Origin of the sequence: Pseudomaricurvus albidus, from assembly GCF_018863235.1 — a bacterium.
Lineage (GTDB): Bacteria > Pseudomonadota > Gammaproteobacteria > Pseudomonadales > Cellvibrionaceae > Pseudomaricurvus > Pseudomaricurvus albidus.
Genome location: NZ_JAHKRS010000006.1, coordinates 214,813 through 235,439 on the forward strand (window position 1 = coordinate 214,813; position 20,627 = coordinate 235,439).

Below are 20,627 nucleotides of genomic sequence, written 5' to 3' on the forward strand. Positions count from 1 at the left end.
TAGAGAGTCTGTCAGAATTTAACTAATTTATAGTTTCTATATTCGGTATTTCTCTTATGAATATTGCTCGCATTGACCTGAATTTGCTCGTTTATCTGGACGTTTTACTGCGTGAGCGCAATGTTACAAAAGCCGCCAATCAGCTGGGAATCAGCCAGCCGGCGATGAGTAACGGGCTCAAACGCCTGCGAGCACTGTTTGATGATCCACTTCTGATAAGAACGAGCGAAGGCATGACCCCCACGGAAAGAGCTCAGGAGCTGGAACCGGAAGTGCGCTCAATTCTGGTCAGTCTGGAGAAGACCGTACAACCCAGAACCGAATTCAGCGCTCTCGACAGCTCAAGAGTCTTCCGTATTATGGCAAGTGATTATGCAGAGTGTACGTTAATACCCGCCATTTTGCGGCGTTTGAGGACTCTTGCGCCGAATATTGTGTTGGACATTCTGACACCCAGCGATGTTACGTTTCTGGATGTAGAGCAGGGCAGGGTTGATATGGTGATCAACCGGTTTGACAGTATGCCTCAGTCCTTCCACCAGAAAACCTTATGGCTGGACAGCTTCAGTTGCCTGCTCAGTAAAGACAACCCTGTGTTGGGTTCCTTTAATCTGGATAGTTACCTTGAGTCTCAGCATGTCTGGGTCAGTAAAACCGGCATGGGTATTGGGGTCGGGGTCAACCCGTCAGATGTCCAGCGTTTGGGGTGGGTAGACGAGGTACTGAAGTCTCTGGGCAAAAAGCGGCAAATTACCGTCTTTACACGACACTATCAGGCTGCCGCTTTAATGGCAGAACAAAAAGATTTGATCGCTACCGTTCCTAGTAAGCTCGCGAAACTGCAAATGTCCAACAGCAAAGTCAGTATTATGCCTCCGCCTTTTGAAATACCTCCACTTGAGCTGAAAATGGCCTGGAGCCCATTATTGCAAAACAATCCTGCCCATCAATGGATGCGTCGCCTGATCACAGAAACTGCTGAAACCCTCGATCAATCCTGATTTATGGGGCAGTGGTGTTGGAACAACCAACCATTATCAAACCCATGAATAGCGAGAATAAAAACGATAAATTAGTTTAATGGTGATCCGCTGGGCTACACTTTTGCGATAGCTGTTTGAATCTCAGGCTTTTTGGCCTATCTCAACTGGGGATTCATCTCCCACCCATTCATAAAGGCGGATTGTTTATGACTTCACGTATCCAGAAAGGCGGTCTTCAGATCGCAGAGGAACTCTATAACCTGGTAGCCAACGATATAGCCCCGGGAACCGGTGTCGACGTCGATCACTTCTGGACAGAATTTGAAAACATTCTGAATGATCTCGCTCCAAAGAATAAAGCACTGCTGGCCAAACGTGACGATCTGCAGGCCCGTATTGACGCCTGGCATACCGAGCGTGCCGGTCAGCCTCACAATGCAGCAGAATATAAAGCGTTTCTGCAGGAAATCGGTTACCTGTTACCAGAAGGACCAGATTTCAAAATCACGACTCAAAATGTCGATCAGGAAATTGCCGAGCAAGCCGGTCCTCAATTGGTGGTACCGGTTAAAAATGCCCGTTTTGCACTGAATGCCGCCAATGCTCGCTGGGGCAGCCTCTACGATGCGCTGTATGGTACAGACGCAATTTCTGAAGACGATGGCGCTGAAAAAGGGAAGGGCTACAATCCCGTTCGCGGCGCAAAAGTTATTGCCTTTGCCCGTAAACATCTCGACACCGCAGCGCCTCTGGCCAATGGCAGCCATGCAGACTCCACCGCCTACACGATTAAAGACGGCAAGCTCAGTGTCACCTTGAGTGATGGTACCGAGACCGGCCTGGCTCAACCTGAGAAATTTGTTGGGTACAATGGCAGTGAGGCGGCACCATCTGCCGTACTGCTGAAAAACAATGGCCTGCATATCGAAATCCAAATAGACGCTGAAGGTAACATCGGCAAAACCGATGCCGCCAATGTTCAGGATCTGCTGGTAGAAGCTGCTGTCACAACCATTATGGATTGTGAAGATTCCGTGGCTGCCGTTGATGCAGAAGACAAGGTGGAAGTCTACAAAAACTGGCTGGGCCTGATGAAAGGCACCCTCAGCGAGTCTTTTGAGAAAGGCGGCAAAACCATCACTCGCGCCATGAACCCGGACCGCACTTACAAAACCGCTGACGGTTCTGAATTGACTTTGCACGGCCGCAGCTTGCTGTTTGTTCGCAACGTTGGACACTTGATGACCAACCCGGCGATTCTCGACAAAGACGGCAATGAAGTGCCGGAAGGCATTATGGATGCCATGATCACTGTACTGGCAGCAATCCACGACCTGAACAACACCACGACTCGAAAAAACAGTCGCGCAGGCAGTGTCAACATTGTGAAGCCCAAAATGCACGGCCCAGAAGAAGTGGCTTTTGCCGTTGAGCTGTTCGAGCGTGTTGAGCAAGCCCTTGGATTGGCCAAAAACACTTTGAAAGTCGGCATTATGGACGAAGAGCGCCGTACCACAATCAACCTGAAAGAATGTATCCGTGTCGCTCAGGATCGTGTGGTATTCATCAACACCGGCTTCCTGGATCGTACCGGTGACGAAATCCACACCTCCATGCTGGCCGGGCCTTTTGTACCCAAGTCCGTCATGAAACAACAGGCCTGGATTGGTGCCTACGAAGACTGGAACGTGGACATTGGTATTGAGTGCGGACTGCCAGGCAAGTCTCAAATCGGTAAAGGCATGTGGGCCATGCCAGACGAAATGGCGGCTATGCTGGAGCAAAAAATTGGCCATCCAATGTCTGGCGCTAACACCGCCTGGGTACCATCACCCAATGGCGCGACACTGCACAGCACTCACTATCACCAAGTGAATGTATTTGAACGTCAAAAAGAGTTGGCCTCGCGTGCCCGTGCGAGCCTGGACGATATCCTGCATATTCCACTGCTGGAAAATCCGTCAGACCTGACGCCAGAAGAAATTAAATTCGAACTCGACAACAACGCACAGGGCATCCTGGGCTACGTTGTTCGCTGGATTGATGCCGGCGTGGGTTGTTCGAAAGTACCCGACATCAACAACGTTGGCCTGATGGAAGACCGTGCAACCCTGCGGATTTCTTCTCAGCATTTGGCCAACTGGATTGAGCACGGCATCTGCACAGAAGAGCAGGTACTCGAAGCCATGAAGCGTATGGCTGCGGTTGTTGATGAACAAAACGCTGGCGACCCTGACTACAAAAACATGGCGCCTTCATTTGACGGTATTGCCTTTAAAGCGGCTTGCGATCTTGTCTTTAAAGGCAAAGAGCAACCTTCCGGTTATACTGAGCCACTGTTACACGCTTACCGCATCGAGTACAAAGCACAGTAACATTTTCGCCCGATCAATTACTCTTTCCACCTTTACAGCCCGGCAAATAGCCGGGTTTTTTTTGACCTGACAAATCAGGGGTTTGTGACACTTCGACAGTGGTTGCAGTGAATCTTTTGTGACCATGCTGGCTCGAGCGTTAAGGCACACTAACGTTTTATGCACACGCCGCTAATGTTGGTTCAAAACGGCAACGAAAACCTGTAAAAATGACCAAAAATTGACATTGACTTCGCTAATATACTGATATTTAAAGTATTTTTCTGCCAGTCTATTTTTTAACCAATTTGTAAAATAACCTTTATATGCAGTATAAAAACGCGTTCAAATCGAGTTACACACAATGTTATCCACCGTTTCTGTGGATGAATTTGTTTGTGAATTTTTGATGAAATTCAATTCGGAAAGCGTTACTTTTCGTTACCTGTTTTTTGGGTTGCAACGTGATCTGCCCAGCTAAACTTTTTCGCCACTTATTGACTGATTGACTATGACTCCCGAACGATTTGAAACCATTTGCAAAGTCCTGTCACAAAGACAGCCCGATTTAACCGTCATCACTGACGAGGTCCATAAGGGGCGCAACCTGTCTGCGATTGTCAGAACCTGTGACGCCGTAGGAATCCAGGAGTTTCACTGTGTAGAACCGCGCAAAGGTTATCGTGCTTTCCGGGGCACGGCACTGGGCAGTCATAAATGGGTTGATACGGTCTTGCACTCAGAGGTTTCAACCGGAATCAATCACCTTAAACAGAAGGGCTTCAAGATAGTCGCTGCTCACCTCTCTGATGCCGCGGTGGATTTCAGAGAGGTCGATTACACCGTCCCAACTGCTTTATTGATGGGGACAGAGAAAGAGGGCGTCAGCACCGAGGCTTTGGCACTTGTCGATGAAGAGGTGGTAATACCCATGATGGGGATGGTGGAGTCGTTTAATGTATCGGTGGCTTGCGCCATCATACTGACCGAAGTGCAGAGGCAGCGAAAAAAAGCCGGACTGTATGATACCCGTAGACTTTCTGACGAGGTGTACAACATCAAATTGTTTCAGTGGTGTCAGCCTGTTGTAACCAAATTCTGTGATGAGCGCGGACTGGAATACCCTCCAATAGATGAGGAGGGGGAGATCATTAACCCAGCCGATTGGTATCGCAAAATTCGTGAAGCAGCAAAGTAGCAGATGCTGCATAAATTGATGGACGACATGCTAGATAAAAGTAACAGACAAAAAAAATCGGACAGCCCAGGGGGAGGGACTGTCCGTAAGACCATTAGGAGTGAAACATTTTAAGGAGGTGCCTCAGGCGTCTGTGAAGGCAGATCCTTAAAATTGAACCTTTGGGCTCACCCTCAGGCTCAACCGGTGCTTACTAACACTTGGGGGATGTGTGCCACCAGTTGATTTAAGTATTATCCAGCTCGAAGAAACTTCCAGTCAGCACAGATCGATTCTTAAACGGATTTGCAATATCCTTATACATCTCTTCGTATAAAAGGCTATATCTTTTAATTCTCTCTATCCTTGGTGAGCTGATCCAGTTTTTTCTCCAGCCGGTTAAGCTGTTGCTCGAGCCGGGCAATGTCTCTGGCCTCAGCCTTGCGTATGCGCCGAGCGTCGGCGTGAGAGGACCGCTCAATTATGAATGCTGCTATATTTGCGGTTAGCAAAGAAACCAGCCCCAATCCGATCAACATTAACAGCCCGGCAAAAATACGCCCGACGGTACTCGTTGGTACAATATCTCCGTAGCCTACGGTGGTAATCGTCACCCAGGCCCACCAGATGCCATCACCTGCATCATCTATCGCGGTATCAATCTCACTGATTACAAAGCCGGCCATCACAACCACAATGGCTGAGCCCAAAAACGTGGGAAGTAATGCGTTTCGCGTTAACAGTCGTGCCAGTGATGACCCCATATGGACAGTCAAATCCAGCAGAATCAGCAACCTCAATAAGCGCAGTGCTCCGAAGTATGATTCAACGCCCAGCAACATCGGTAGCCCGGCCACAATAATCGCCATATTCATCCAGTTATTGCGGATATATCGACGCCTGTTATCCACCAGCAACAACATTAACGAGGTTTCCAAAACAAACATCGACCAGAGTGCTATATCCAGGCGGGTATTCATAAACTGAGGGTTATGCAGCACGCTGCCTTCATACCATATCCCGAGCATCCAGAAACCGGCGGCCAACAGTGGCCATTCAAGTATTCGGTAGCAGATCAATGCCCGCTGGTTTTCGGAGTTGTCCGGCCCGGCCAAGCCGAGGAAAGGCATAATCTTCATTATCAGTGTGAACTCCTATGGCATAGACGGACAACCAAGAACTTTGTCTCAAGCCGGAATATTATGTCATGCCTCCCGCAGCCTGTGTTCTATAGTCTATAAAACGGCTTATTAATATAGCCAAATATATTTCACTTCTTTCGGTTTGTGACCGGAAATGCCAAAATGTTCACTACTTATTAACTTTCAAATCATTTACTCTGTATCAAGTACAGGTGCAGCGTCCAGCCGTTCAATTTGTACTGTACCGCTATAGAAGGTGAGCTAATGGATAAGGCAAAACAGAAAGTTCAGCAATTCAGGCAGCGGGAACAAGCCATTCTCGATACTGCTCTGGAGCTATTGATCGAGCACGGTGAAGAAAGGGTCACTGTTGAACAAATTGCAGCTCGTGTCGATATTGGCAAGGGCACAATTTATAAGCACTTCACTTCCAAGTCGGAGATTTACATCCGCTTGCTGTTTGATTATGAGCAGCAACTTAAAGCCGATATGGATCAGGCCATTATTGACGCAGAAGCCGGTGATTACAGTGCGCCTGCACGAGTCTATTTCGGCAAGCGCATGTCCGATCCAGTAAGGGCCAGGTTATTCCAGCGGCTCGAGGAAAAGATGGTCGCTAATGGTGAAGAAAAAGAAAAGCTGGAAGAATTGGAAAGCCTTCGTCAGGCAGCATTGGTCAATCTGAATCAGTCCTTTGCCAATCGCATTAAAGAAGGGCGCCTGATCAAGGATGTTCCTCCATATTATTATTACCTTGCTTACTGGGCGCTCACCCATGGTGCAGTAGAGCTCTATCACAATCACTCCTTTCACGACTTGATTGCTGACAAGCCGGATTTCATGAAATTCATAATGGATCTTGGCTTGCACATGGGGGTTAAAACTCCTCAGCCAGACGAATAGCGGCAGAGTGACTCGAGATTAAAGCGACTATAAAGAGCAGATATGATGACAGAAAATGCCTCCGAGAGACTGTTCCAGTCTCTGCAGGACATACAGCACGATTATGAAAGCAGCCTGCCACCCGTCGAGAAATGGAACCCCGAGCTTAACGGCGATCTCGATATGCGCATTGACCGTGAAGGGCAGTGGTTTTATCAGGGTGGCAAGCTCACACGTCCAGCCATGGTCAAGATGTTCTCCAGTATCCTCAAGCGGGAAGGCGATGATTACTTTCTGGTAACCCCTGTAGAGAAGTGGCGCATTACTGTCGATGTAGCTCCCTTTGTCATGCTTTCCCTGCGCACTGAAGAAGAGAAAGGCCAGCAGGGTGTGGTTCTCACAAGCAATGTAGGTAATGATGTACTGATCGGGCCTGAAAACCCCTTTTGGATCGAGTCGGGTCTGGAGAGTACCCCTTTGCCGATGATGATGGTGAGAAACGGTCTGCCAGGACTGTTAAGCCGGAATGTATTTTACGAGCTGGTGGAGCTTTGCAGTCCTGTCCAGAGTGCAGATGGCAAAGAGCTATGGACCTTCGAAAGTGCGGGGGAAACTTATAGCGTCGGCAGTATCGAATAGCATACAAGGTCGACTGCCCGCCTTGTCAGGGCGCTTAACGGGTATAAAAAAAGGAGGCTATGCCTCCTTTTTTCACGTGCCTAATACAAAGATTACATATTAGGGTAGTTAGGGCCACCAGCTCCCTCAGGCACGACCCAGACAATGTTTTGAGTTGGGTCTTTGATGTCACACGTCTTACAGTGTACACAGTTCTGAGCATTGATCTGGAAGCGCTTGTCACCGCTGTCTTCTTCAACAATCTCATACACACCGGCCGGACAGTAACGCTGTGCAGGCTCTGCGTAAGTTGGCAGATTGAAGTTGATGGGGACATCTTTGTCTTTCAAGGTCAGGTGACAAGGCTGGTCTTCTTCATGGTTCGTATTGGAAAGGAACACAGAAGACAGCTTGTCAAAGCTCAACTTGCCATCAGGCTTCGGATAAGTGATTGGAGTGAAGTCTGATGCAGGCTTCATCTGAGCGTGGTCTGCAACCGGATCTGAAAGGGTCCAGGGCAAATTGCCGTTAAAGATGTTGATATCAATAAACGCGTAAGCCGAGCCAATGATATTGCCCCATTTGTGCTGGGCAGGACCAAAGTTACGCTGCGCCCAAAGTTCTTTATAGGCCCAGGAGTTCTTGTAGGCTTCGCCAAACTCGGTGACATCATCATTTGCGCGCTCGGCTTTGATCGCATCTACCACACACTCAGCAGCAACCATACCGGACTTCATGGCCGTGTGGCTGCCTTTAATTTTGGCGAAGTTCAACGTACCTGCATCATCACCAATCAGCATGCCGCCTGGGAAGTGCATTTTGGGTTGAGACTGAATACCACCCTTGGTGATTGCACGAGCACCGTAAACCAGGCGCTCACCACCTTCGAGGTACTGCTTAATGACAGGGTGATGTTTGTAACGCTGGAACTCATCAAATGGGCTCAGGTAAGGGTTGTCGTAAGACAGATCTGTAATCAGACCACAAACCACTTGATTGTCTTCGATATGGTACAAGAAGCTACCGCCGGCAGCGCCGTTTTCAGCCAGAGGCCAGCCAGCCGTGTGAACAACCAGGCCTTCTTTGTGCTGCTCTGGGGGAACTTTCCAGATTTCCTTGATGCCGATACCATAGTGTTGAGGCTCTTTACCTTCATTGAGGTTGAACTTCTCGATCAGCTGCTTACCCAAATGACCGCGACAGCCCTCACCAAACAGGGTGTACTTGCCGTGCAGTTCCATACCGGGCATGTATGAGTCTTTCTGCTCACCGTTCATGCCGATGCCCATATCACCAGTGGCGATACCTTTGACGCTGCCATCTTCGTGGTACAGAACTTCAGAAGCAGCAAAGCAAGGGTAGATCTCTACGCCCAAAGCTTCTGCCTGCTCAGCCAGCCAGCGGCAAAGGTTGCCCAGACTGATAATGTAATTGCCTTCATTGTGCATGGTCTTGGGCACAAAGAAGTTAGGTACTTTTTGGCCTTTCTCTTCGTTCTTCAGAACGTAGATGTCATCACCGGTTACAGAAACGTTGACCGGAGCACCTTTTTCTTTCCAGTCAGGAAAGAGTTCATTCAGTGCTTTGGGTTCAAACACAGCACCTGAGAGGATGTGCGCACCAACCTCAGAGCCTTTTTCAACCACACAGACACTAATTTCTTCGTTCAGTTGGCGAATACGGCATGCAGCGGCTAAACCAGAGGGGCCGGCACCGACGATGACGACATCGTATTCCATATATTCACGTTCCACAGTCTTCTCTCCTGGCTGTTATGAATCGTTTTGCAAAACAGAAAGCCTTGGCTAATCTTAGGCTGTCACGGTAGTTTCACTAAGGTAGCTTTACCTGCGGCGGATTATATAGAAGCTAACTAGCTGATACCAATGGCAATTTCTACCATTTGCCCCTTAAAAAGGGCACTTTGGGCACTTTCTATTGTCAGATGAGAGTCCATACTTACCTTCGCCGCCAAATGACCAAAGAGAAGTTAAATCCCCAAAGCCCCTTATTTTATGGGTGTTGCATACATGAAAGACGTTTTTTTATCTGCCGTTTAGGCAGCTAAAAATGCGTGGGTATTGATTTTAAAGGGCGAAACGGTCAGTATATCCGCCGCTCAAAAGACCGATAGAACCTTATTTAAGAGGTCGGGTCAGGCTTCCGAGCCATGGAAACGCTAGTATATTGCCGTGGTAATGGCTGGTTTTTATCCTTAACAGATAAGCGAATGGGAAATCCATGAAGATTCTTGTTGCAGTTAAACGCGTTGTTGATTACAACGTGAAGGTCCGTCCAAAGTCCGACGGCACCGACGTTGATATCGCCAACGCTAAAATGTCCATCAACCCCTTTTGTGAAATTGCTGTCGAAGAAGCGGTTCGCCTGAAAGAGAAGGGCGTTGCTACCGAAATCGTAGCGGTCTCAATGGGACCTAAGCAATCGCAGGAGCAAATCCGCACTGCAATGGCTTTAGGTGCTGATCGAGGCATTCTGGTTGAGTCTGATGATGCTCTTGAGCCACTGGCTGTTGCCAAGTGCCTGAAAGCGATCATCGCCAACGAAAGTCCTGATCTGGTTATCATGGGCAAGCAGTCCATCGATGGCGACAACAACCAAACTGGCCAGATGCTCGGCGCTCTGACCTCTATGCCTCAAGGTACTTTCGCTTCTGAAGTAGAAATTGCTGACGGTAAAGCCAAAGTCACTCGTGAAATCGATGGCGGTCTGCAGACGGTTGAGCTGACTCTGCCTGCGATTGTTACCACTGACCTGCGCTTGAATGAACCACGTTACGCATCCCTGCCTAACATCATGAAAGCCAAGAAAAAGCCTCTGGACACTACCACCCCAGCCGATCTGGGTGTTGATACTGCTCCTCGCGTTCAGACCCTGAAAGTTGAGCCACCTGCCGAGCGTCAAGCTGGCATCAAGGTAGCTGACGTTGCTGAACTGGTCGACAAACTGAAAAACGAGGCGAAGGTAATCTCATGAGCATCTTAGTAATTGCTGAACACGACAACGCCAGCCTCAACGGCGCTACTCTGAACGTTGTTGCTGCTGCTAAAGCCATTGGTGGTGACATTGAAGTACTGGTTGCTGGTTCTGATTGTGCCGCTGCCGGTGAAGCTGCTGCTAAAGTAGACGGTGTAGCCAAAGTATTGGTTGCTGACAACGCTGCTTTCGCACACCAGTTGGCTGAAAACGTTTCTTTGCTGGTTGCTGAAATCGGCAAAAACTACACCCACATTTTGTTCCCTGCGACCACTAACGGTAAGAACGTTGCGCCTCGTGCTGCCGCTCTGCTGGATGTACAAGCTATCTCCGACATCATTTCCGTAGAAAGCGCTGACACCTTCAAGCGTCCAGTTTACGCAGGTAACGTGATTGCTACCGTTCAGAGCTCTGACGCCGTTAAAGTTCTGACTGTTCGTGGTACTGCATTTGATCCTGTACCCGCTGAAGGCGGCTCTGCTGCTGTTGAAGCCCTGTCCTCTGCAGACGATGCTGGCACCTCCAGTTTTGTTGGTGAAGAGCTGGCTGTTAGCGATCGTCCAGACCTGACTGCTGCAAGCATTGTGATTTCTGGTGGCCGCGGCATGCAGAACGGCGACAACTTTGAAATGCTGTACAAAGTTGCTGACAAGCTGGGTGCAGCTGTTGGTGCTTCCCGTGCTGCAGTAGACGCTGGTTTCGTACCCAATGACATGCAAGTTGGTCAGACCGGTAAGATTGTTGCTCCTGACCTGTACGTTGCCGTTGGTATCTCCGGTGCCATCCAGCACTTGGCAGGCATGAAGGACAGTAAAGTAATCGTTGCAATCAACAAAGACGAAGAGGCTCCTATTTTCCAGGTTGCTGATTACGGTCTGGTTGCCGATCTGTTCGACGCTGTTCCTGAACTGGAAAGCAGCCTGTAATCGATCTTGCGATTGATTCCCAAAAAGCCGGCATTATTGCCGGCTTTTTTGTCACTAATTCGTTAAATTGTCAGATTAACGAACAACTACAGAATTATCAGCCTGATACAGTGTCTCACCCAGAGGCAGTGAAAGGCACGTTATGCATGGTTCATAGAGGTATAAATGGACATAGATACATTTGAGCAATGGTCTCTGATTCTTGGGGTAGGCGGCCTGATTGCCTTTATGGTTTTCATCATGTGGGACTTGGCTAAAAAATCTAAAGCGGGACGATTCGGGACGTTTATTTTATTTGTTGCCCTTGGCTTGGGTTTACTCGGTTTTATCATCAAAACCGTGCTCGTCGAAGTGGTCGAGAAATAGCTTTATATTTACCAAGTAACTAATTGATTTTTAAATAAAAAGCACAAACTTTTAAAGTCGTTTCGAGATTGCATTTTGAGTCTATACTCTTAGAAGAGAATGATCTCAGCAGTTGAACGGGTAAAACGTGATTTTATTTAAACCTCAAAGCAAGGTTCAGAAAGACCGAAAGGTCATGCACGACACCGACTCCCGCCTGGCGAAATTCAGCGGTCGGGGGCTTATCGTCAATGTCTTTACGTATTTTCTCTGTCTGTCGATAGGCGATCTCACCAGTATTGCTCCAACAACGACGGTGGCACTGACGACAGGCTTGATCATTACCGCCCTGATCAGAGGTTTTTTTCTCGCCCGGTTCGAGCAGATTTATTCAACCGGACCCTCCCGCTGGAGAACGATGTTCTTCATTGCCACGCTGATTGGTGCAAGCTGGTGGAGCGTTATATTGGTTGTTTCAACTCTGACCCTGGGCATGAGTGGCGAAACACCTCTTCTGTGGTTTTATACCATTATCTTCTTCGCAACGACCATTCATGCGACTTCCCCTTATCGCGTTTTTAGCCAGGTGTACCTGCTGATAACACTGTTACCGCCTGTGTTTGCCGCTTTTTATGTCGGTGGCGTTCAGAGCTATACGTACAGTGTGATGATGCTAATCTTCCTCGGACTGCTTTTGCATCTGGTCAATTCTTTGTGCCACGGTTACTGGGAACGCCTGGAAGCGAATTACGCACTAAAGCAAAAAACCATCAGTCTTGAAGTTGAGAAAAGAGGCATTGACGCCTCTGTTGACCTTAACTCTCAGTTTTTAGTCAATCTGGGGCACGAATTTCGAACCTCGCTTAACGATATCCTCGGCGGTTTATCGTTGCTGACAGACAGCAAACTGGACTCTCATCAACACGAGCTGTTACAACTCGCACAGAAAGCTGGTGAGCGGCAGCTGGATCTGGTAAACAATATTGTCGATTTTTCGAGAATCACCAATCGAACGTTGATTCTGGACCACAGTGTGTTCAATCTACGCTCACAGCTGGAGCTTTGGATTACAGATATTGCAGTCAACGCACATCAGCAAGCCGTCGAAATCGATTACGACATGCACTATGAAGTACCACTGCGAGTTCATGGAGACGCCAAGCGTATTGGGCAGATTTTCAAAAACCTTCTCAATAATGCCGTGCAGTTTTCAGAGCATGGCAACGTGTTCATTGACATCGATTTTAAGCGAGAAAGCGAGAAGGGGGGATGTCTCGAAGTACTTATAGTTGATCGATCCAGCTCGGTCCGAACCGTTAACCAAGATGCTACAGAAGCAGATAACGGGGCTCGCACCAAAGGCTTGTGGTTTACGATCTGTAAGGGCCTGTCTGAGTGCATGAACGGCTCAATTGATGTGGACAGTGCTCCAGGTAAAGAAACTCAATACCGTCTTCGCCTGCCCCTGGTAGCCGCTCAGCAATCCATCAGCATAAACAGTCAACCAAAGTTACGTGACAAAAAGGTGTTGGTGATCGCGCCTGAACTTCCCGTGGGTCGCTTTCATCTGGAGGAAATGCAAGAGTGGGGGATGATTCTCAATCATGCACCTGACTATGAAGCGGCCTATCAGAAATTGCTCGATGCGCATGAGAAAGGCACACCATACAACATGGTGCTTGTTAATCTTTTTCAGAATGTTGATGCACCCCTGTCTTTCTCCCAAAGACTGCTAACGCAGTTTCATGAGCACCCGATCCCGCAGGTTTACTTGCTGTCTTATAATCATTTGAACGAGAGGTCTGTTCGGCTCCTGGTAGACGAGAACGAGAGCGTCTCTTTTCACTATCGACCCATTTCACCTCAGAGTTTTCACGACCTGATCGCATTTAATCTGCTCGGCAAGCCTATAGCCGATGAACAAGTACTCAATCAGGAACATTTAGGGGCCGAGGATTTTAGTGTGCTCGTGGTTGATGATCACCGCGTCAACCAAATGGTAGCGCAGGGCATGCTAAAAAAGCTGGGATATCATGTCAGGCTGGCGGGAAATGGGCTGGAAGCTCTTCAGGAGTTTCAGAATCGTCAGATTGATCTAATATTGATGGATTGTCAGATGCCAGAAATGGATGGCTTTGAAACCACACGGCGTATTCGTCAAATAGAAAGTGAAAATGCCAGCAATCAACGTACACCAATCATAGCCATGACCGCTCACGTAGGAGATGAAGACCAATCTCAGTGTTTTGCCTGTGGCATGGATGATTACATTGCTAAACCTGTGAAATACGATACTTTGCAGGGCCACCTTTTGCGATGGCTGGGAAACAGTATCAATGACGAAGAACTGACCTGATAGCGTTAGCTAACCTTTCATTTTTGCAAGCTTCCTTTCAGATCAGTTAGCTTCTCATTTGTAAACAACCCGGGAAGAATCGTCCGTCGACGCAGATACAAGAGGAAGAGGGCGAGGGATAAATAAATGGCGGGTTCGATCCATCCACTTTTCACTGACCACCAAAAATGGATGCTGGCCAATACAACAATTAAATAAATTGTACGGTGGAGTTTCTTCCAGTTTTTACCCATTGAACGGAGTATCTTTGGGATAGAAGTGACTGCCAGTGCTAACAATAAAAACAGAGCCACAAAACCCACGACAATGTACGTTCTGGTTACCAGTTCTTCGCCAATCAGAGACCAGTCAAACCCCAGATCCAGCGCCAACCAAGTTACAAAATGAAGGCTGGCCCACACAAAGCACCACAACCCAAGTGGTCTTCGCAACCGCACCAACAAACCAAACTTTAAAGCTTTGGCTAGCGGTGAGACGCACAAGGTCAACAGCAAAAGGCGCAGGGCACCCATTCCAAGAAAATGAATGAGCTCTTTGACAGGGTCTGCCCCAAGTGCCCCTTGAGGAACTGCCCAGAATAACCAAAGCAAAGGAAGAAAAGCGCCAACGTGAACTACGATACGCAAAGTCAGAGACGTTTTCTTGCCCGGCCTGAACCCTTTCACCAGTGTGACTCCCATACCCTCATAGTATTCTTCATACTAATAGTATTTTTTCAAATCCATACCTGAATATAATGAAGCTACCTGTTCAGCGTAGCCATTAAACATCAGTGTCTTTTGTCGAGTAGAGGAGAACGGGCCGCCTTCACCAATAAAACGCTCACTGGCTTGTGACCAACGTGGATGATCAACCTCAGGGTTAACATTGGCATAAAAACCATACTCATGGGGTGCCAACAGGTTCCAGGATGTTGGAGGTTGCTTTTCCGTAAGACGAATTTTGACAATTGACTTGATCCCTTTGAAGCCGTACTTCCAGGGTACAACCAAACGTACTGGAGCCCCATTCTGAGTCGGTAATGTTTTACCGTAGAGACCTACAGCCAGGATAGTTAGAGGGTGCATCGCTTCATCTATGCGCAAGCCTTCAACATACGGGTAGGCGATGCCACCGCCGAAGTGACGAGATCTTTGACCCGGCATTTGTTTTGGGTCATAGAGTGTTTCGAATGCTACGTACTTGGCTCGACTTGTGGGCTTGAATTTTTTAAGCAGAGTGTTCAATTCCAAGCCTAACCAGGGGATAACCATTGACCAGGCTTCTACGCAACGCATGCGATAGATACGCTCCTCCAGATTGGATTGTTGCATCAATTCCCACACATCAACCACGCCGGGGTTTTCAACTTCCCCTTCAATGGTTAATGTCCAAGGCTCTGTTTTAAGGTGTTGGCTATTTTCTGCCGGATCTGTTTTGGACGTACCGAACTCATAAAAATTATTGTGGTTAATAACTTTCGGCTCGGGTGTTAACGATAAATCTGTTGGTTTATCTGGACGGTATTCCAAAGGCTTTCTGGGAGCCTGAGGCACTTCAGAAGCAGAGCCCCCCAAAAGATTATCCAGAAAGCCGGCCTGGGAAGGCATGGCCAGGCCCGATGCTGTCACTATGCCGAAACTTTTTAAAATGGAACGGCGGTTAAGATAGATATTTTCAGGCGTTACGCTGTTTTCAGCAATTTCATGTGAAACTCGTTTTTTGATCAGCATTCTGTCACCACTTCCATCCATGATACGTTAAGCAAGCGTGTCTCTCGTACTGCTACGAGAAGCACGACTTGGATATTTAAGGATTAGACGTCAGTTATGCTGATTTGTTACGCTTTCAATTAAAATAAAGATCAATCAACTGAAAATTCAGCCCAAATTGGGGCATGATCGGAGGGCTTTTCCATAGCTCTTACATCATAATCGACACCAGCTGACTTACAGCGTGACAACAGGCTGTCAGACGTCAGAATCATATCGATGCGAAGCCCCCTGCGAGGTTCACGCTCAAAGCCTTTACTGCGATAGTCAAACCAGCTGAATACCTGATTCTCTTCGGGATGCAGATATCTGAATGTGTCACTCAGCCCCCAACTGCAAAGCCGAGAGAACCACTGACGTTCTTCGGGTTGAAAACTGCATTTGCCGGTTCTCAGCCAACGCTTGCGATTGTCCTCGCCAATACCAATATCAAGATCTGTTGGGGAGATGTTCAGGTCTCCCATAACGACGACCTGTTCGTTCGCGTTGCAATATTCCTCCAGGAAAATCTGTAAATCTGCGTAAAACGCTCTCTTGTTTGGATACTTTACAGGGTGATCAATTGATTCACCCTGAGGGAAATACCCGTTGATAACGGTCAAAGTACCCCCCATGGGGGATTCGACTTTGGCAGCGACAAAACGCTTCTGTGCTTCCTCTGTGTCAGTGGGATAGCCTTTATGTGTCTCGATAAAGGGTAAACGAGAGAGTAGAGCGACGCCGTAATGTGTTTTTTGACCGTGAAAGAGGACCTCGTAACCCATTTGACGAATCTCTTCGACAGGGAATTCAGAGTCCTGAACCTTGGTTTCCTGAAGACCGATCAGTGCCGGTGCATGGCGATCGATAATAGCCTGCAACTGATGCAGACGCATTCGAATACTGTTTACATTAAACGACACAATTTTCATCGGGTGTTAAAAGTCCTTAGCGAATAAACAAAAAAAAGCCAGCCCATGGCTGGCTTTTTACAAAGGGGCCAACTAGAAATTGGCGACTTGATCTGGTGTCTGTTTACCAAGTAGATTGATGACATCAATCAAGATATATCCAGCTTCAGAGAGAAGGGCATCATCATCAGTGTTTAAATCATTCACCGAGTTGGCCTCTTCGATACGTTCCTCATTTTCGGCCTTTTGCTCTTCTTCCAATTCTTTTTCGGTCTTCAATAGCTCAAGACCTTTTGCCTCACGACGTTCATTCTCAAGAGCGAGTGACCTTGCCTCACGAGCCTTCTGCTCTTCGATACGCTCCTGTTCATTCAGCGACAATTCGGTACGAGCTTTATTTTCGTTCATGGTTTCGACCTGTTTATTGAGATAAACAAAGTCGGGATCTTTCAGCTTTCGAACATCGTATCGCTTAATGACATCCCCCAGAATGGAGTCGAAGTTGTAGTAAGACTCGTGTGGAACTGGGTGAATCTGATCCCAGGGGAGGGCAGTATCATAGGAGCTTTCACCCACCTGATCGGCATCAACAAGGAAGGGGAATGTAACATCAGGTATAACACCTCTGTGTTGCGTGCTTCCGCCAGATACCCGATAAAACTTTGACTCGGTAATCTTGAGTTGACCTGAGTAGACAGGGGTCAGGGACTGCACGGTACCCTTGCCGAAAGTCTGCGTGCCCACAATCAAGCCACGCTTGTAGTCCTGAATTGCTCCAGCAAAAATCTCTGATGCTGATGCACTCAGACGATTGGTCAGAACCACCAAAGGCCCTCGATAAACCGCTCGATGACGTGAGCGGTAATTACGTGAAATGGTTTGACTGGTTTGACGAATCTGAACCACAGGTCCTTGATCGATAAACAGGTCAGTTAACGTTGTGGCTTCCTGTAGGGAGCCGCCGCCATTATTTCGTAAATCAATGACCAGTCCGTCGATGTTTTCCTGCTCGAGTTCTTTGAGCAGGCGGTATACATCTTTTGTGGTGCTTTTATAGCTGGGATCACGCCGACGATAAGCTTCAAAGTCGATATAAAATGCAGGCACATTAATCACGCCGACCTTGTAGACTTTATCGCCATCAGTCAGTTCCATTATGCCTTTTTTGGCAGCCTGTTCTTCAAGCTTTACCTTGTCGCGGCTGATACGTATTTCTTTATTGGGGGTATTGCCGGCAGTTTCTCCGGGAATGACCTTCAGCCTCACCACAGTATTCTGCGGGCCACGAATCAACTTTACGACGTCATCCAGTCGCCATCCGACGACATCTACCATATCGCCATCATCCCCCTGGCCGACGGCAACAATTTTATCTGCCGGTTTCAATTCACCCTGTTTTGCAGCAGGGCCTCCGGTGATCAAACGAACAACCTTGGTGTATTCGTCTTCTGCCTGCAGTACTGCGCCAATTCCCTCAAGGGAAAGCGACATGGAAATGTTGAAGTTTTCCAGGGTGCGTGGAGACAGATAGCTGGTATGAGGATCGTAGAGCAGGGTGAGGGCGTTGATCATGGCCTCAAACACATCGGAAGAGTCTTCTTGTTCAAGACGCGTCAGCTGACTTTTATAGCGGTGAAGGAGCGTTTCCCGGGCCTTTTCAGTTGATTCGTCTGCCAGTTTGAGGCTTAAAATGCTCGCCTTGATTCGTTTACGCCACATTTCATCAGCGTCTTTTTCGGATTTCGCCCATTGCTGAGAATCACGACCAATGGCAATCGACTCGTCTTTAGAAAAGTCAAATTGGAAGCCGTCAGGGTCTTCGAGGTTTTTGATCACCCAATTCAGGCGATCATTTGCACGGTTGTAGTACTTTACAAATATGGTGTACCCGGGCTTCAAATCACCCTTGGGCAAGGTATCGTCCAGGGTTTTGCCGTACTGTTTATGAAATCGGTCGACGTCAGATTGCAGAAAAAACGCTTTGGCAGGATCCAGGCTTTCAAGGTATTTATCCAACATTTCTTCTGACATCTGGTCATCAAAAGACTTGTTGCGGTAATGGCGCGTGGCCAGCTTATCGATAATATCAACTGCTGTTTTGGATTGTTCTTCAGTAAATTGAAAGTCGACGGCTTTTCCGTAGCTGGTAAAGGATAACGACAATAAAACGGAAGTTATCAATGGCAGCAGGATACGACGAGGGGCCTGGAGCATACACATTCTCTATCAATCGTGGGATGGGTCAGCAGAGCTGACTTAATTCTTATATACCTAAACATCTGATGGACAGGACAACTATAGCATAGAGCTTACCCCGAGAAACGGGTAATCCATCCAGATTCACAGGCAGAGAAGCTCAAAATACACATAAAATCAGTCAGTTGCGGTGGTACAAACAGAATCACACGCAATTTAACATAATATACATTATGCGAAATCATGTAATATAAGTTGTACGGCTTCAACTTAATTTAAGACCTGACTGGGATTTAAAGGTTCCAACGATAACAACCTTCTTTAGACGACCATTTAGATGCTTAAGCCTGTAAGACATACTGGTATTCGCCAGTTAGGCACTAATTATTTCCATTGGGAGCTGTGATGATTGCGTTTTCTCTGGATAATAACGGCACGATGACCACAACTAACCACTGAATAAGGACTTAACGAGGACAATGCAGATCTTAGATACGCCAGGGACTATGGGAGCCACTAAGTGGGCAGTTGTCTTGATCGATTTAGTGTTGTTAGTGGGCCTTTTGAATTGGCTGCCTTTTGATAAGCCTTTGAATTACGGCATCAGTCTGTTGGTGAGGTCCGGCCGGCAAAAGTGTTGGATTTAGCCACTTCGCCTGTAACTAATTGATTTAGTTAATAATATTCTTCATTTATCTTTTGCAGATTGATAACCATTTTCCTTGTCAGTTGGTTCACCAGTATTTCTATTTTTCTCACTCATTAGCCGGTCAATCATATCTGTTTTGAAGGCTACTTCCGCTTCGAGTTTTGCACGGTTGACTTGCTCGACCTCCTTCCATGACCTTAGTTTTTCGATATTTTCCTTCAGGCTTTCCAGCTCAATACATTGGGCCTTCATTTTGGTTACCTGCTCTTCTAACGAGCTTTCCGTTAATGCTAGTGAATCAAATTGCCCTTGGAGTTTGCTGTGTGCGGACTCAAGTGTTACTGCTGTTTTTTGTGCACTCCCAAGCTCCGCTACCAATCGTCCATTGTCCTTATTTAACTGAGTAATATCAGTTTGTTTGACTGATATCGTTTGGTTAAGTGTACGAATCTCAGCTTGTAGCTGCTGCACTTGTTGTTCGTGTCTCCGTTGGTCTTGTTCGCGTTGCTCTTTCACTGATTGACGATAGTGTTCCATCGCATCGCGGTTATGACGGTGTTTTTCTTCCAGTGAGTCAATATGCACCTGCTTTTCGTCCAGGACTGATTTAAGTCTAGCTTCCGCTTGTTGAGTTTCAATTACTTGAGCTTTTAATGCATTTTCGGAAGCTTGGCGATCGCTCAGCTCGGCTAAAACGTTTGATAGCTCGTGGTCTTTATTCTGTATCTCTGTTTGCGATTTGGCGAGCATATTCTCCAGCTCACCAACTTTAGAGATTAGAGTTTTTACCTGTTGATCGTAACGATTTTGGTTCTCGGTAATGATGGTCTGCGCCTCCTCTTTTAAGCAGGAGGCCAGGCGCCCAACTAGTTCCTTAATGGGCTGACTTAAGAGTACTTCATCGTCCAATCTGGCCGAACTTTCTTCTTCAACTTCCCGTAAGTAACGATGAATTGTGGATTTGGAGCCTGTGTTACCAAGTTCTACGCGAACGGCATCAATTGAAGGATTCTGCCCTTTATTTAAAACCGCTTCACGCGCCTGTTTTACTAGTGCTTTATTGATCCCACCTCTTGCCATAACGACCTCTAGCTATTATTTCGTACCGTATTACATACCATGTATATACGTACAATTTTATATGGCCGATTCATACCTGTATAGCTATTTTATAACATAAGATAATCATGACTTATTTAGTGTTAGACTAATTGTTGTTCTGAATTTTCTCGAAGGCGGGGTACTGGGGATTTTCCCTCGTAAACGGACATAAATCTCTACAGTCCCCGCGATTCCTGGCCTCTGAGAGGGGGTTACTTTGTATTTTTCTGTTTTTTCTGGATGTTTTGTTACTATCGATGCCT

At 47.3% G+C, this 20,627-nt stretch carries 16 protein-coding genes; 9 read left to right on the forward strand and 7 right to left on the reverse strand.

Annotated elements, in window-relative coordinates:
* Positions 1 to 56: 56 nt before the first annotated feature.
* The 3 genes from KOI40_RS12000 (at position 57) to trmH (ending at position 4,535) form a co-directional block, all read left to right on the forward strand.
* On the forward strand, positions 57 to 1,001 hold the full coding sequence (locus KOI40_RS12000; RefSeq protein ID WP_216097758.1) for a LysR family transcriptional regulator: 945 nt from the start codon (positions 57 to 59) through the stop codon (positions 999 to 1,001).
* 188 nt (positions 1,002 to 1,189) lie between these two features.
* The gene (locus KOI40_RS12005) at positions 1,190 to 3,358 is read left to right on the forward strand and encodes a malate synthase G (protein WP_216097759.1); all 2,169 of its coding nucleotides are present in this window, start codon (positions 1,190 to 1,192) and stop codon (positions 3,356 to 3,358) included.
* Between the two features lie 490 nt (positions 3,359 to 3,848).
* On the forward strand, positions 3,849 to 4,535 hold the full coding sequence (gene trmH, locus KOI40_RS12010) for a tRNA (guanosine(18)-2'-O)-methyltransferase TrmH (protein ID WP_216097760.1): 687 nt from the start codon (positions 3,849 to 3,851) through the stop codon (positions 4,533 to 4,535).
* Between the two features lie 329 nt (positions 4,536 to 4,864).
* Here the strand turns inward: trmH and KOI40_RS12015 are convergent, their stop codons facing one another.
* Positions 4,865 to 5,653 carry a potassium channel family protein gene (locus KOI40_RS12015; RefSeq protein WP_216097761.1) on the reverse strand — a complete coding sequence of 263 codons (789 nt, stop codon included), beginning with the start codon at positions 5,651 to 5,653 and terminating at the stop codon, positions 4,865 to 4,867.
* Positions 5,654 to 5,920: 267 nt separating this feature from the next.
* Here KOI40_RS12015 and KOI40_RS12020 point away from each other — a divergent pair, with 267 nt between their 5' ends.
* Together KOI40_RS12020 and KOI40_RS12025 are read left to right on the forward strand one after the other, a co-directional pair.
* Complete coding sequence (locus KOI40_RS12020) at positions 5,921 to 6,559, forward strand: TetR/AcrR family transcriptional regulator (RefSeq protein ID WP_216097762.1); 639 nt, start codon at positions 5,921 to 5,923, stop codon at positions 6,557 to 6,559.
* Positions 6,560 to 6,601: 42 nt separating this feature from the next.
* A complete protein-coding gene (locus tag KOI40_RS12025) occupies positions 6,602 to 7,177 on the forward strand; it encodes a DUF1285 domain-containing protein (RefSeq protein ID WP_216097763.1) in 576 nt (191 codons plus the stop codon).
* Between the two features lie 92 nt (positions 7,178 to 7,269).
* Here KOI40_RS12025 and KOI40_RS12030 read toward each other — a convergent pair whose 3' ends face one another.
* Positions 7,270 to 8,895, reverse strand: coding sequence for an electron transfer flavoprotein-ubiquinone oxidoreductase (locus KOI40_RS12030; protein WP_233710242.1), 1,626 nt, complete (start codon positions 8,893 to 8,895; stop codon positions 7,270 to 7,272).
* A 502-nt stretch (positions 8,896 to 9,397) separates the two neighbouring features.
* Between KOI40_RS12030 and KOI40_RS12035 the strand changes: the two genes are divergently transcribed.
* The 4 genes from KOI40_RS12035 to KOI40_RS12050 all read left to right on the forward strand — a co-directional run bounded on the left by KOI40_RS12035 (position 9,398) and on the right by KOI40_RS12050 (position 13,777).
* Entirely contained in the window at positions 9,398 to 10,150 is a 753-nt protein-coding gene (locus KOI40_RS12035; RefSeq protein ID WP_216097765.1) for an electron transfer flavoprotein subunit beta/FixA family protein, read from the forward strand.
* Positions 10,147 to 11,076: an electron transfer flavoprotein subunit alpha/FixB family protein gene (locus KOI40_RS12040; protein WP_216097766.1), complete on the forward strand. Its 930-nt coding sequence runs from the start codon at positions 10,147 to 10,149 to the stop codon at positions 11,074 to 11,076. Before KOI40_RS12035 ends, KOI40_RS12040 begins: the two co-directional genes overlap by 4 nt.
* A 165-nt stretch (positions 11,077 to 11,241) precedes the next feature.
* The gene (locus KOI40_RS12045) at positions 11,242 to 11,442 is read left to right on the forward strand and encodes a DUF2788 domain-containing protein (RefSeq protein WP_216097767.1); all 201 of its coding nucleotides are present in this window, start codon (positions 11,242 to 11,244) and stop codon (positions 11,440 to 11,442) included.
* A 127-nt stretch (positions 11,443 to 11,569) separates the two neighbouring features.
* Positions 11,570 to 13,777, forward strand: a complete 2,208-nt coding sequence (locus KOI40_RS12050) for a response regulator (RefSeq protein ID WP_216097768.1) — start codon at positions 11,570 to 11,572, stop codon at positions 13,775 to 13,777.
* 17 nt (positions 13,778 to 13,794) lie between these two features.
* Here KOI40_RS12050 and msrQ read toward each other — a convergent pair whose 3' ends face one another.
* From msrQ to KOI40_RS12075, 5 genes are all read right to left on the reverse strand, one after another.
* Positions 13,795 to 14,457, reverse strand: a complete 663-nt coding sequence (gene msrQ / locus KOI40_RS12055) for a protein-methionine-sulfoxide reductase heme-binding subunit MsrQ (RefSeq protein WP_216097769.1) — start codon at positions 14,455 to 14,457, stop codon at positions 13,795 to 13,797.
* A gap of 21 nt (positions 14,458 to 14,478) precedes the next feature.
* Positions 14,479 to 15,489 carry a protein-methionine-sulfoxide reductase catalytic subunit MsrP gene (gene msrP, locus KOI40_RS12060; RefSeq protein ID WP_216097770.1) on the reverse strand — a complete coding sequence of 337 codons (1,011 nt, stop codon included), beginning with the start codon at positions 15,487 to 15,489 and terminating at the stop codon, positions 14,479 to 14,481.
* Positions 15,490 to 15,620: 131 nt separating this feature from the next.
* Positions 15,621 to 16,439 (reverse strand): exodeoxyribonuclease III, encoded by an 819-nt coding sequence (xthA, locus tag KOI40_RS12065; protein ID WP_216097771.1) that lies wholly within the window; start codon positions 16,437 to 16,439, stop codon positions 15,621 to 15,623.
* Between the two features lie 72 nt (positions 16,440 to 16,511).
* Entirely contained in the window at positions 16,512 to 18,632 is a 2,121-nt protein-coding gene (locus KOI40_RS12070) for a carboxy terminal-processing peptidase (protein ID WP_216097772.1), read from the reverse strand.
* A 670-nt stretch (positions 18,633 to 19,302) separates the two neighbouring features.
* Positions 19,303 to 20,343: a DNA-binding protein gene (locus KOI40_RS12075; protein WP_216097773.1), complete on the reverse strand. Its 1,041-nt coding sequence runs from the start codon at positions 20,341 to 20,343 to the stop codon at positions 19,303 to 19,305.
* Positions 20,344 to 20,627: the final 284 nt, after the last annotated feature.